The organism is Streptomyces sp. NPDC055239 (assembly GCF_053606205.1).
In genome coordinates this window covers 364573-377087 of record NZ_JBSGRD010000009.1, presented here as the reverse complement: position 1 = coordinate 377087, position 12515 = coordinate 364573, and the positions used below count along the sequence as shown (strand labels likewise).

General features: G+C 69.1%; 12 protein-coding genes. 3 read left to right on the top strand and 9 right to left on the bottom strand.

From position 1 onward, the window contains the following. Positions 1–28: 28 nt before the first annotated feature. Positions 29–1465: a MocR-like pyridoxine biosynthesis transcription factor PdxR gene (gene pdxR / locus ACWFRJ_RS28135; RefSeq protein WP_453536608.1), complete on the bottom strand. Its 1437-nt coding sequence runs from the start codon at positions 1463–1465 to the stop codon at positions 29–31. Positions 1466–1512: 47 nt separating this feature from the next. On the opposite strand from pdxR, the gene ACWFRJ_RS28130 reads away from it, so the two are divergent. The 3 genes from ACWFRJ_RS28130 to ACWFRJ_RS28120 are packed head-to-tail and all read left to right on the top strand — an operon-like array spanning position 1513 to position 3196. Next, on the top strand, positions 1513–2031 hold the full coding sequence (locus ACWFRJ_RS28130; RefSeq protein WP_453536605.1) for a carboxymuconolactone decarboxylase family protein: 519 nt from the start codon (positions 1513–1515) through the stop codon (positions 2029–2031). After that, positions 2028–2474, top strand: a complete 447-nt coding sequence (locus ACWFRJ_RS28125; protein ID WP_453536602.1) for a carboxymuconolactone decarboxylase family protein — start codon at positions 2028–2030, stop codon at positions 2472–2474. The genes ACWFRJ_RS28130 and ACWFRJ_RS28125 overlap by 4 nt, the downstream gene beginning before the upstream one ends. Continuing rightward, the gene (locus tag ACWFRJ_RS28120; RefSeq protein ID WP_453536599.1) at positions 2471–3196 is read left to right on the top strand and encodes an isocitrate lyase/PEP mutase family protein; all 726 of its coding nucleotides are present in this window, start codon (positions 2471–2473) and stop codon (positions 3194–3196) included. The genes ACWFRJ_RS28125 and ACWFRJ_RS28120 overlap by 4 nt, the downstream gene beginning before the upstream one ends. A gap of 76 nt (positions 3197–3272) precedes the next feature. Here the strand turns inward: ACWFRJ_RS28120 and ACWFRJ_RS28115 are convergent, their stop codons facing one another. From ACWFRJ_RS28115 to ACWFRJ_RS28080, 8 genes are all read right to left on the bottom strand, one after another. Continuing rightward, on the bottom strand, positions 3273–4010 hold the full coding sequence (locus ACWFRJ_RS28115) for a hypothetical protein (protein ID WP_453536596.1): 738 nt from the start codon (positions 4008–4010) through the stop codon (positions 3273–3275). Between the two features lie 193 nt (positions 4011–4203). Beyond that, positions 4204–5169 carry a glycine betaine ABC transporter substrate-binding protein gene (locus ACWFRJ_RS28110; protein ID WP_453536593.1) on the bottom strand — a complete coding sequence of 322 codons (966 nt, stop codon included), beginning with the start codon at positions 5167–5169 and terminating at the stop codon, positions 4204–4206. A gap of 56 nt (positions 5170–5225) precedes the next feature. Beyond that, entirely contained in the window at positions 5226–7241 is a 2016-nt protein-coding gene (locus ACWFRJ_RS28105; RefSeq protein ID WP_453536590.1) for an ABC transporter permease, read from the bottom strand. Continuing rightward, positions 7238–8332, bottom strand: a complete 1095-nt coding sequence (locus tag ACWFRJ_RS28100) for a quaternary amine ABC transporter ATP-binding protein (RefSeq protein WP_453536587.1) — start codon at positions 8330–8332, stop codon at positions 7238–7240. Before ACWFRJ_RS28100 ends, ACWFRJ_RS28105 begins: the two co-directional genes overlap by 4 nt. Continuing rightward, on the bottom strand, positions 8329–9867 hold the full coding sequence (locus ACWFRJ_RS28095) for a GMC family oxidoreductase (RefSeq protein ID WP_453536585.1): 1539 nt from the start codon (positions 9865–9867) through the stop codon (positions 8329–8331). Before ACWFRJ_RS28095 ends, ACWFRJ_RS28100 begins: the two co-directional genes overlap by 4 nt. 137 nt (positions 9868–10004) lie before the next feature. Then, positions 10005–11534, bottom strand: coding sequence for an aldehyde dehydrogenase family protein (locus ACWFRJ_RS28090; RefSeq protein WP_453536582.1), 1530 nt, complete (start codon positions 11532–11534; stop codon positions 10005–10007). Between the two features lie 145 nt (positions 11535–11679). Further along, positions 11680–12270, bottom strand: coding sequence for a hypothetical protein (locus tag ACWFRJ_RS28085; protein ID WP_453536579.1), 591 nt, complete (start codon positions 12268–12270; stop codon positions 11680–11682). Beyond that, positions 12267–12515 carry a helix-turn-helix transcriptional regulator gene (locus tag ACWFRJ_RS28080; protein ID WP_389904188.1) on the bottom strand — a complete coding sequence of 83 codons (249 nt, stop codon included), beginning with the start codon at positions 12513–12515 and terminating at the stop codon, positions 12267–12269. Before ACWFRJ_RS28080 ends, ACWFRJ_RS28085 begins: the two co-directional genes overlap by 4 nt.

The following is a 12515-nucleotide window of genomic DNA, read 5'->3' as shown; positions in this document are numbered from 1 at the left end:
TCAACGGCCACCAGTGAGGTGCCGAGCCCTACGGCAGTACCCTGCACAGCGCGTCCAGCGCCCCCGCCCACGCATGATCCGGCGGCGTTCCGTACCCCACCACCAGCGCGTCCCGCCCCGGAACCCGCGCGGCCGGGTGGCGGAAGGCGGACAGGCCCTGCACTCCGAGGCGTTGCCAGCTCGCCGCCTGTACCACCGACTTTTCGGTTCCCGGCGGCAGTTCGAGTACCGCGTGCAGGCCCGCTGCGATCCCCGTGGCCCGTACCTCCGGCGCCCGTACGGCCAGAGCGGCGACCAGTTGGTCCCGGCGGCGCCGGTAGCGCAGGCGGGCGCCCCGCACATGACGGTCGTACGCACCTGACGTGATGAATTCCGCGAGCGTCAGCTGGTCAAGCGCCCCGCACTCCCATTCCGCGCCCCCCTTCGCCTCGATGACCTCGGCGGCGATCGGCGCGGGAAGGACCATCCAGCCGAGCCGGAGGGCGGGGGCCAGGGACTTGCTCGCCGTGCCGAGGTAGACCACGCGGTCGGGGTCGAGGCCCTGGAGCGCGCCCACCGGCTGCCTGTCGTAGCGGAACTCCCCGTCGTAGTCGTCCTCCAGGATCAGTCCGCCCTCGCGCCGCGCCCAGTCGACGGCGGCCGCACGCCGGTCGGGGTGCAGCGGATTCCCCATCGGGAACTGATGCGCGGGCGTCAGGAGCGCCACCTTGGCGGAGCCGGAGCCGGAGCCGGAGCCAGCCCCAGCCCCCGAACCCAACTCATCCGTGGACGTGCCCAGTTCATCGAACGACAGCGGCCTCGTCCGCAACCCCGCCCGCTTCAGAAGATTCCAGTGCACGTCGAGGCCGTACGACTCGACCGTCATCTCCCGCAGGCCACGCGCCCGCAGCACACCGCCGAGCAGCCTGAGCCCCTGCGCGAACCCGGCGCAGATGACGATGCGGTCCGGGTCCGTGTGCACGCCGCGCGCGCGGGCGAGGTAGTCGGCGAGGGCGGTGCGCAGCTCGATACGGCCGCGCGGGTCGCCGTAGCCGAGCGCGTCGTTCGGGGCGGCGGACATGGCCCGGCGGGCGGCCTTGAGCCAGGCGGCGCGCGGGAAGGAGGCGAGGTCGGGGGTGCCCGGCTTCAGGTCGTACGTCGGGCCGCCGACGGCCCTGCGGCGCGGCGCGGGTTCGACGGGGCGCGGCACGGCCCGTTCGGCGACGCGGGTGCCCGAGCCCTGGCGGGCGGTGAGCCAGCCCTCGGCGACGAGGTCCGCGTACGCGTCGGCGACGGTGTTGCGGGCGATGCCCAGGTCGACGGCGAGGGAGCGGGACGAGGGCAGGCGCGTTCCGGGGGCGAGCCTGCCGCCGCGCACGGCCTCGCGCAGGGCGTCCGTCAGGCCCTTGCGCACGCCGGAGCGCGTCGCGTCGCCGTCCGTCTCCAGGTGGAGGTCGACGCCCAAAGTGGCCCAAGAATCTTCCATAGGAATGGACCATACCCTTGGGCTACTGGAGTCGTACGGTCGATGGCATGACGACGAACGAGAACACGCGGACCGAGGAACAGAGCACCGGATACCTTCACGAGCACACGCCCCGCCTCGACTGGCACCAGCACGCCCCCGAGGTCTTCAAGGCGATGATCCGGCTCGACGCCGCCGCACGTAAGGGCGTCGACCCGGTGATCCTGGAGCTCGTCAAGATCCGCGCCTCCCAGCTGAACCACTGTGCGCTCTGCATCGACATGCACAGCAAGGACGCCCTCGCGGCGGGCGAGAGTGTGGAGCGGATCATCCAGCTCAGCGCGTTGGAGGAATCACAGCACTTCTACACCGCGAAGGAGGTCGCCGCCCTTGAGCTGGCCGAGGCGATCACCGTCCTGACGGACGGCTTCGTACCGGACGCGGTGTACGAGAAGGCCGCGGCCCTCTTCGAGGAGCAGGAGCTGACGCAGCTGATCGCCGCGATCACGGTCATCAACGCGTGGAACCGCTTCGGCGTCTCGACCCGTCAGGTGCCGGGCCACTACAAGGCCGGAGACCACAAGTGAGCGCTCGTACCACTCACCTCGACAAGGGTGTCGGGGCGGCGATGGCCGCGCTGGGCGCGGCCGCGAAGAAGGGTCTCGGCGACCCCGTGCTCGCCGAGCTCGTGATGATGCGGGCCTCGCAGCTCAACGCGTGCGCGTTCTGCCTGGACATGCACATGGACATCGCCGTGAAGAACGGTGAGAACCCGAAGCGGATCGCGCTGCTCAATGCCTGGTCGGAGGCGGGTGCGCTCTTCAGCGAGCGCGAGCGGGCCGCTCTCGCGCTGACCGAGGCGGTCACCGTCCTGACGAACGGATTCGTCCCGGATGAGGCCTACGAGACTGCGGCCAAGCACTTCGACGAGGCCGAACTCGCCCATCTCATCGGGGTGATCACGGTCATCAACAGCTGGAACCGGCTGATGGTCAGCCGTCGTATCGAGCCGGGCGGGTACACGCCATGAGCCTCGTGGACGACTTCCGCTCGCTGCATCAGGGGCGTGCGCCCGGTGACCCGCTGGTCCTTCCCGGGCCGTGGGACGCCGCCAGCGCCCGGGTCTTCGAGGAGGCCGGGTTCCCGGCCCTGGCCACGCCGAGTGCGGGGGTGGCGGCGTCGCTGGGGTACGCGGACGGCGAGGTGCCGCCGGACGAGATGTTCGCGGCGGTAGGCCGGATCGTACGGTCGGTCTCCGCGTCCGTACCCGTGTCCGCGGACATCGAGGACGGCTACGGCCTGCCGCCGAAGGAGCTCGTGGAGCGGCTCCTGGAGACGGGCGCGGTCGGCTGCAACCTGGAGGACTCGTCGGGCGGGGCCCTGAAGGATCCGCGCGAGCAGGCGGACTGGCTGGCGGAGGTACGTTCCGTCGCGGGCGACCGGGTGTTCATCAACGCCCGTGTGGACACGTTCGTCCGGGGTGTCGCCGACCCCGAACAGGCCGTCGAACGGGCCCGTCTCTACGTGGCTGCGGGCGCGGACTGCGTCTATCCGATCTTCGCGCCGCCCGAGGTCCTGCCGCGGCTGCGGGCGGGCATCGACGGCCCCGTCAATGCGGGCGCGAAGCCGGACGGTCCGTCCCTGCGGAAGCTGGGCGAACTGGGCGCCACGCGGATCACGTTCGGGCCGGGTCTGCTGATCCGTGCGACGGAGGCGTTGCGGGAGATCGCAGGGGGCCTGAGGCAGCCGTGACGGCGCGTGCCGGGCGCCCGGTGGTGGGGAGCCCGGCACGCGCCGCGAGGGAATTCAGAAATTCAGTACGAGAAATTCAGTACTTGCTGATGCAGGAGATCTTGACCCGGCCGGTCTGGGCATTGGGAATGCTGTTCTTGATGCTCCAGGCCTCCACCCGCCACTTCACCGAACGCATCTCGGTCGGCGTCGCGCGTTCCGTCACCAGAACCTGCTGAGAACCGCCGAAGTTGTGCGTGCGCAGCGCGCCGCCGCCGGTCGACTTGAAGCGGTGCTTCATGTTGCCGATTCCGCCGGAGGAGATGTAGACGGTCTTACCGGCGGGGCAGGTCTTGGTGCCGGACTTCTTCTGGCTGAGCTTGTCCGACGCCTTTCCCACACGCCAGCCCTGCTTGCTGCAGTAGCCGTACACCTTGCTCAGGTTCTTCTTGTTCCCGTACGTCGACGTGACCTTCCACGTGACCTTCTTGCGCCACGTCGGGATGGTCCGCGTCGAGATGCCGTCGTGCGAGTGCTTCCACACCCTGGACACCAGTCTGCCGCCGGAGGGCTTCCACGACACGCGTGAGGTGCCCGCGGCGGAGTCCCAGATCCAGGCGGTCTCACCGCTCTTTCGGCAGGAGAGCGTGCCCTTCTTCGAGTGGAACCCACCCGCCTTGGCCACCACGTCGGACTTCCCCGCGGCGGCGAGCGGGACGGCGTTCGCGGGGCGCGCGCCGGAGATGGACGCGGAGTCGGCCTGAGCCGCCTGGCTGCCCATCACCGGCATCACGACAGCGGCACCGACAGCGAGTGCGCACACTCGCGTACTCACTCGACGAGGCAGTTTCATACGCGCCTACTCTCTCTCCACGCTTGACATGAACACTGCCCACCGTAAGGACAGACGTCATGCGCGGCTATTGCACGAAAGTGCACTACGCCGGGCGACGAAACGACGATGGTGCCGAGCCCCAAAGGGACCGGCACCATCGTCACTGCTGCGCGTCACTTCATGCGACGTCGCTTCACTTCTTCTTCGGGATCCACTTCTCCCAGACGTCCTTGTTCTCCTTGATCCACTTCTGGGCCGCGGCCTCGCCGGACATCTTGTCCTTGGCGATCGACATGGCGACCTCGTTCTGCTGGTCGGTCGTCCACTTGAAGTTCTTCAGGAACTCGGCCGCCTTGCCGCCGTCCTTGGCGAAGTCCGCGTTGAAGTACTTCTGCAGCGGGGTGTTGGCGTAGCCGCACGCGGTCTTGGCCTCGGGCACGTTGCAGCCCTCCTTGAACGGCGGCAGCTTCACCTCGACCATGTCCATGTCGGCGTTCGCCCACAGGGGCTCCCACCAGTAGCTGATGAACGGCTCCTTGGCGGCGTACTTGCGCTGGATCTCCTTGATCTGCGCGGCCTCGTTGCCGGTGTCCTTGATCTTGTAGTTCAGCTTGAGGTTCTTGATCAGGAACTCGTCGTACGTGGTGTACGACGGGGCCGCGCCGATGAACTCGCCCTTGCCGCCACTGCGGTTGCTCTTGAAGTCCTTGGCGTACTTGTTGAGGTTCTTGTAGTCCAGGATCTCCGGGTGCTTGTCCGCGTAGTACTTCGGCACGTACCAGCCGATGTGCCCGGTGACTCCGAGGTCGCCGCCCTTGACGACCGTCTTCTTCTGGTCGATGTAGAGCTTCTGCTTCTTGGGCTGGCCGTTCCAGTCCTCCAGGATCGCGTCGGCCTTGCCGTTGTTCAGCGCGTCCCAGGCGATCGGCTCGTCGAGCTGCTGCAGCTGGACCTTCTTGACGCCGACCTCGTCCTCGAGGAGCGCCTTGGCGACCTCGGCGTTGGCGCGCGCGCCGACCCAGGAGGGCACGGTGAGGGTGACCTCGTCGGAGTTGCCCGACGACTTGGTGTCGGCGGCGCCACAGGCGCTGAGCGCCACCATGGACGCGGCGCCGAGACCGGCGATGACGGCTGTACGTATCCGCTTGCTGTAGTTCACCTGATTGTTCCCTTACGTAGCAGGAGGGCGGGATTACGGGGGCGGGCGGACGTACGTCAGCGCAGTGCGCGTTCCTTGACGTCGGCGCCGGGCTGGGAGATGCGGTCGAGGAGCAGACCGAGGCAGACGATCGCGATACCGGCCGTCATGCCGAGACCGAGGTCGCCCTTGGTGAGGCCCTTGACCACGTCCACGCCGAGCGCGCCGCCGCCGATCATGCCGCCGATGACGACCATGGAGAGGACGAGGACGACGCCCTGGTTGAGGGCGACGAGCAGCGCGGGCCGCGCCAGCGGCAGTTGGACCTGCCAGAGCTGCTGGCCGGTGGAGGCGCCGAGCGAGCGGGCCGCCTCCAGGGCCGACGGGTCGATCTGGCGGATGCCCTGGGCCGTGATGCGGATGACCGCGGGCAGCGCGTAGATGACCGAGGCCACCGCGGCGGCTGCGGGGTTGCTGCCGAAGAGCGCGATCATCGGGATCAGATAGATGAACGCCGGCAGGGTCTGCATGGTGTCGAGCACCGGGCGGATGCCCCGCTCCACCCAGGACACGCGGGCCGCGAGGACACCGACGGCGAAGCCCAGGATCAACGTGACCACCAGGGCCGCGAGCACCTGCGAGAGCGTGTCCATCGAGCGGTTCCACAGCCCCATCACGCCGATCGCGACGAGCGCGAGCACGACGGTGGCCGCGGCACGCCAGCGCCCGGCGAGATAGGCGAGGGCACCGGCCACCAGGATCACCGCCCACCAGGGGGTGGCGAGCAGGCCGTCGAAGACCGGGTTGATGACCCAGCTGATGAAGCCGTTCGCCCACGTGAGGGTGCCGCCGATGACCGGGATGCCGGAGCCGAGCTCGCGCTCGATCCAGCCGACGGCCTCGTTGATCGGCTGGGAGATGGAGACGACCCAGTTCTCGGGCCACTCCGTACGGCCGAGCACCTGGCCGATGACGGCGGCGGCCGCGACGACGGCGGCCATGACGGCCCACAGGACGCGCGTCGCGACGGCGCTGCGCGCGGGTGCCGAGTCGTCGACGCGTTCGCCGAACGCCGCGGTCGTGCGGTCCAGCCAGATGGCGATCAGCACGATCGCGATACCGGCCGGAGCCGCGAGCCCCACGTCGAGGGTGGAGATCGCCGTGAAGATCGGGTCACCCAGACCGCCGGCGCCGACCACCGTGGCGAGGACGACCATCGAAAGACACATCATGATCGTCTGGTTGAGGCCGAGCAGCATCGGCTTGCGGGCCAGCGGAAGCCGTGCCGTCCACAGCCGCTGCCAGGCGCTGGCGCCAAGGGACTGGGAGGCTTCGAGGGCTGCCGCGTCGGCGCCGCGCAGGCCCAGCGAGGTGAGCCGGGCCATCGGCGGGGCTGCGTAGATGACGGTCGCCATGAAGACGGCCGGGGTGCCGACGTCGAACATCAACACGAAGGGCAGCAGGTAGGAGAAGGCCGGAAGCACCTGCATGGTGTCGAAGACCGGGCGCAGGATGCGCTCGGCGCGGTCCGAGAGTCCGGCCGCGAGGCCGAGAAGCACACCGACGAGTCCCGCGACGGCCACACAGACGATCATCAGGGCGACGGTCTCCATCGCCTTGTCCCACACGTCGAGCACGCCGATCACGGCGAAGGTGCCGAAGGCGATGCCCGCGAGGGTCAGCGAGCGGCGGCGCAGTCCCGCCCCGCCCGCGTACCAGGAGATGACCACGGCGGCGGCGATCACGCCGATGAAGCCGAGGCTCTCCAGACCGCTGAGCACACCGTCCACCGAGGACTGCGCGGTGTTGCTGATGTGCAGCAGGAAGTACAGGAAGATCGGACTGGTGTCGCGGTTCTCCGCCATCCACGTGTTGACGTCGTCGAGCGGCGAGCGCACGTCGAAGGTCAGATCGGACGGCCAGACGCCGTTCGCGGTGACGGCCGCCGAGACGACCGCGACGAGCAGGGCGCACAGCAGCAGGACGGCCTTGGGGTTCCGCACGAGCCTGGCGAGCGGCCCGGGGTCCGCGGAAGGACCCGGCGGGGAGACGCCGTCCTTCTTCTCCAGTACGGAAGTCGGGGCGGCACTCATACAGCTGCCACCTCCTTGTCCTGCGGGTCGCTGTCGAGACCCGCGACCACGGCGAGGAGCTGCTCGTGGTCGACGATGCCGAGGGTGCGGCCGCCGTCCACGACGCGGCAGTACTCGCCGCTGCGCGCGACGGCCTCGATGGCGTCGACGACCAGCGTGTCCGGGCTGATCGCGGCACCGGTCTCGGCCTCGTCGCCCATGGCGGGGCGCATGGCGCGGCGCACGGAGATGACCTGCTCGCGCGACACGTCCTGGACGAAGTCGCGGACGTAGTCGTCGGCCGGGTTGGCGACGATGTCCTCGGGGGTGCCCAGCTGCACGATGGCGCCGTCCCGCATCAGCATGATGCGGTCGCCCAGGCGCAGTGCCTCGCTCAGGTCGTGGGTGATGAAGACCATCGTGCGGCCCTCTTCACGGTGCAGGCGGATGACCTCTTCCTGCATGTCTCGTCTGATCAGCGGGTCCAGCGCGCTGAACGGCTCGTCGAAGAGGAGCACTTCGGGGTCGACGGCGAGGGCGCGGGCCAGGCCGACGCGCTGCTGCTGGCCGCCGGAGAGCTGGGTGGGGCGGCGGTCCTCAAGGCCTTCGAGGCCGACCTTGGCGACGACCTCCAGGGCCTTGGCCCGGCGCTCGGCCTTGCCCACGCCCTGGATCTCCAGGCCGTAGGCGACGTTGTCGAGGACCGAGCGGTGCGGAAGCAGACCGAAGTTCTGGAAGACCATCGCGGCCCTGTGGCGGCGCAGTTCACGCAGCTGGTTCTTGTCCATGGCGACCACGTCCTGGCCGTCCATGGATATGGAGCCGCTGGTCGGCTCGATGAGCCGGGTCAGGGTCCGCACCAGCGTGGACTTGCCGGAGCCCGAGAGGCCCATGACGACGAAGACCTCGCCGCGCTGCACGTCGAAGCTGACGTCCCGCACGGCCGCCGTGCAGCCGGTGCGCTCGCGCAGCTCGGTCGCGGAGAGACTCGCGTACTCCTCGTTGCCCGGTACGCGCTCGGCCTTGGGGCCGAAGACCTTCCACAGGTCCCGGACGGAGAACGCGGGCGCCGCCGACTCGGGCGCTGGTGTCTTCTCAGTGGTGGTGGTCATCGGACATCACTCCCGGTCAGCAGTTCCGCGCACTTTTCCCCGACCATCAGCACTCCGATCATCGGGTTCACGGCAGGCATGGTCGGGAAGACCGATGCGTCCGCGATACGAATTCCCTCAAGGCCCCGGATCCTCAAGTCCGGGTCGACTACGGCAAGTTCATCAGTGGAAGCGCCCATTCGGCAGGTTCCCGCAGGGTGATACACGGTGTGGGCGGCCTTGCGCACGAGCTCGCTGATCTCGGCGTCGTCGGTGACGTCAGGACCAGGGAAGACCTCACGCTTGAGCCACTTGGCGAAGGGCTCGGACTGCGCGACCTTGCGGGCCAGTTTGATGCCGTCGACGAGAGTCTGCCCGTCGTAGTCACTTTCGTCCTCGAAGTACTTGAAGTCGAGAGCAGGCTTTACTTCCGGGTCGTTCGATGTCAGATAGATACGTCCTCGTGCACGAGACTTTGTGATGTTCGGCGTCATCGAGACTCCGTGCTCCGGGCGTTCGTAGCCCAGGCGCTCCGGATTGTCCGTGAACGGGATCTGGTAGAAGTGGAACATCAGGTCCGGGCCCTTGTGGTCCGGGTCCCGCTTCACGAACAGGCCCGCGTCGGAGTCCATCGCGGAGTTGCCGGGGATCGGCCCGTTGGTCTCCCAGACGATGACCGACTCGGGGTGGTCGATGAGGTTCTCGCCGACGCCCGGCAGGTCGTGCACGACGGGGATGCCGAGGGCTTCGAGGTCCCCCGCGGGGCCGATGCCGGAGTGCATGAGCAGCCGCGGGGTGTCGACGGCGCCCGCGCAGACGAGCACCTCGCGGCGGGCGGTGAGCAGTTGCTCCGCGCCGTCCTTCTTACGGATGTGGACGCCGCGCGCGGTCGTGCCGTCGAACTCCAGCTTGGTGGCCCAGGTCTCCAGGAAGAGGTGGAGGTTCGGGCGGTCACCGGCCTCCATGTGGGGGTGGAGGTAGGCGACGGACGCGGAGGAGCGCTTGTTGTTCTCCGGGTGGTACGAGAGGTCGAAGAAGCCGACGCCCTCGTCGAAGGGCTTGTCGTTGAAGCCGATGACCTCGGGGACGCCGAGTGCGCTCTGCGCGGCCTCGACCCAGTCCGTGGCGATCTGGTTCTGGTCCTTCTTGGCGACGCGCACGACGTTGTTGCGCAGCTTGCCGAAGAAGCGGTCCATCGCGGCGGAGCCCCAGCCGGTGGCGCCCGCCTCTTCCCACTCGTCCCAGTCGGACGGCAGCGGCTTGAACGAGATCAGGGTGTTGTGCGACGAACAGCCGCCGAGGACCTTGGCACGGCTGTGCAGGATGTGCGAGTTGCCGCGCGGCTGCTCGGTGGTCGTGTAGCCGTAGTCGAGCTCGCCGCCGAGGAGGCCGAGCCATCGGCGCAGCGTGAGGACGTCCTCGCGGTCGATGTCGCTCGGGCCGCCCTCGATGACGGCGACGGTGACGTCCGGGTTCTCGGTGAGGCGGGACGCGATCACCGAACCTGCGGTGCCGCCGCCGACGATGACGTAGTCGTACTCGGTGGTCTCAGCCATGCGTGCTGCTCCTCTTCCTGCGAGGTGTGGTGCAAGGTGCTCGCGCTTATTGAGCGGGGGGTGCTCGGACGTTCGGACATGCATACGTGCGCGGGGGCGGGACTGCCGCCCCCGCGCACGCCTCTACGAGTCGGGCCTCAGCCCGCGAACCAGCGGACGGGCTGCGGTGCGAGGTTCTGGTAGATGTGCTTGGACTCGCGGTACTCGGCGAGCCCGGCGGGTCCGAGCTCGCGCCCGACGCCGCTCTTGCCGAAGCCGCCCCACTCCGCCTGCGGCAGGTAGGGGTGGAAGTCGTTGATCCAGATGGTGCCGTGGCGCAGGCGCCGCGCCATGCGGCGGCCCAGGCCGGCGTCGTTGGTCCAGACGGCGCCCGCGAGACCGTACTCGGTGTCATTGGCCAGCGTGACGGCTTCGTCCTCGGTGCGGAAGGTCTCGACGGTAAGGACCGGGCCGAAAACCTCTTCGCGTACGACGCGCATCTCGCGGTGGCACTGGTCGAGCACGGTCGGCTCGTAGAAGTAGCCGGTCGCGGGGCGGACTTCGCTGGGCTCGGGGCGCTTGCCGCCGGAGCGCAGGACCGCGCCCTCCTCAAGGGCGGACGCCACGTACGACTCGGTCTTCTCGCGCTGCTGCTGCGAGACGAGCGGGCCGCACTCGACGCCGTCCTCGGTGCCGCGGCCGAGCTTGATGCGGCTCGCGCGGCGGGCGAGTTCGGCGACGAAGCGCTCGCGCACCGACTCCTCGATGATGAGGCGGCCACCGGCGGAGCAGACCTGCCCGCTGTGCATGAAGGCGGCGTTCAGCGCCTGGTCGACGGCGGTGTCGAAGCCCTCTTCGGTGGCGCAGGCGTCGGCGAAGACGACGTTCGGGTTCTTGCCGCCGAGTTCGAGGGCGACCTTCTTGACGCCGAGGGCCGCGGCCTGCGCGACCTTGGTGCCGGAGACGAGGCCGCCGGTGAAGGAGACAAGGTCGACGTCGGGGTGGTCGGAGAGGCGCGCGCCGACGGTGTGTCCCGGGCCGGTCACGATGTTCGCGACACCGGCCGGGAGACCCGCCTCGACGAGCAGCTCGATCAGCGCGACCGTCGTCAGCGGAGTGACCTCACTCGGCTTGATGACGAAGGTGTTGCCCGCGGCGAGCGCGGGGGCGACCTTCCAGCTGGCCTGGAGCAGCGGGTAGTTCCAGGGCGTGATCATCGTGCAGACGCCGACCGGCTCGTGCACGACGACGCTGTGGATGTCGTCGGACCCCGCGTCGACCACACGGCCCGCGCCCTCGCCGATCACCAGGTCGGCGAAGTACCGGAAGGCGTCGGCGACGCAGTCGACGTCGACGCGGCCCTCCTCGACCGTCTTGCCGGCGTCGCGGCTCTCCAGGAGCCCGATCTTCTCCCGGTCGCGTACGAGGAGGTCCGCCACGCGGCGCAGCAGCGCGGCCCGTTCGGCGACGGGCGTGGCCGGCCACGGTCCGTGGTCGAACGCCTCACGTGCGGCGGCGATGGCCGCGTCGGTGTCCTCGGTGCCGCCCTCGGCGATCAGTGCGAACGGCTTGGCATCAGCCGGGTCGAGGATCTCGCGCGTGGCGCCGGAGAGGGCGTTTCGCCACTCTCCGCCCACATGGATGGTCTGTTGTGCGGACACGTCCCGTTTGCCTTCCGTTCCTGTCATTCGCCCCGCCTGTCACTCGCGGTAGCCGGGTCCACCTGCCCTGAGGCGGAGGAACCATGCGCATTACATAACCGAAAGTGCTCTGTGTCACTGCGCGTGCGGGCACTTGGAGCGAAAGCAACGCAGATGGAACGGTTTGTGCGCCCTACCTGTCGACGTCGTCGGGATCGAGGTCGCGGTCGCCGTCACGGTTGACGTCGAGATCGAGGTCCGCGGGCTCGTCCCGCACGGCGAGGCCCGCCACCCACAGCGGCATCAGCCAGTGCACGACGAACGCGGTGAAGAGCACGGGGAAGAGCAGCTCCTCCGTGTCCCATCCCTGGTTCGCCGCGATTCCCGCACCGACGGCGGCAGCGAGGAGCAGCCACAGCATGAGCTGACGGGCACGCGCCGCGACACGGAACCTCTCGGCCCGCTGCCGCTCGTCGAGGACGCGTTCGCGCAGTTCGAGGAGGCCGCGCGTGGAGGCGTTGATGACGCCGGTGGCCACGCACCACGGCAGGACGAGCACGAGCATCGTCCACATCGCCCAGCGCTGGTGGCCGACGACCGTCAGGAGCCAGGCCGCGACGCTCGCCACGGTCAGGGCGATGTGGGCGCCGACCGCTATCCGCCTGCGTGTGGCCGTGGCGTACATCGGCGCTCCCTCGCGCCGGTTCATGAGCGCGAGCATCCGCCGGTCGTACCCGGTCATCTCCCGCGCCCGCGCCTCCCGCACCCGCTGCTGGTCCGTCATCCCTGACTCCTCCCGTAGACCTCGTCCGTGAGCGGGCGGAACGGCTCGAGGGAGAACAGCGCCTCCACCGGAAGACCGAAGAACTCCGCGATCTTCAGCGCCAGGTCGAGGCTCGGGTTGTACTGCCCACGCTCGATGTAGCCGATGGTCTGGTAGTGGACACCCACCGCCTCGGCGAGGCTCTGGCGCGACACCTTTCGCTCCGCGCGCACCATCGCCAACCTGTTGTGCACCTGCTCGCTCAT

Coding starts and splice junctions, on each gene's coding strand:
- pdxR (WP_453536608.1), bottom strand. CDS start 1,465: ATGGAAGATTCTTGGGCCACTTTGGGCGTCGACCTCCACCTGGAGACG.
- ACWFRJ_RS28130 (WP_453536605.1), top strand. CDS start 1,513: ATGACGACGAACGAGAACACGCGGACCGAGGAACAGAGCACCGGATAC.
- ACWFRJ_RS28120 (WP_453536599.1), top strand. CDS start 2,471: ATGAGCCTCGTGGACGACTTCCGCTCGCTGCATCAGGGGCGTGCGCCC.
- ACWFRJ_RS28105 (WP_453536590.1), bottom strand. CDS start 7,241: ATGAGTGCCGCCCCGACTTCCGTACTGGAGAAGAAGGACGGCGTCTCC.
- ACWFRJ_RS28100 (WP_453536587.1), bottom strand. CDS start 8,332: ATGACCACCACCACTGAGAAGACACCAGCGCCCGAGTCGGCGGCGCCC.
- ACWFRJ_RS28095 (WP_453536585.1), bottom strand. CDS start 9,867: ATGGCTGAGACCACCGAGTACGACTACGTCATCGTCGGCGGCGGCACC.
- ACWFRJ_RS28090 (WP_453536582.1), bottom strand. CDS start 11,534: ATGACAGGAACGGAAGGCAAACGGGACGTGTCCGCACAACAGACCATC.
- ACWFRJ_RS28085 (WP_453536579.1), bottom strand. CDS start 12,270: ATGACGGACCAGCAGCGGGTGCGGGAGGCGCGGGCGCGGGAGATGACC.
- ACWFRJ_RS28080 (WP_389904188.1), bottom strand. CDS start 12,515: ATGAGCGAGCAGGTGCACAACAGGTTGGCGATGGTGCGCGCGGAGCGA.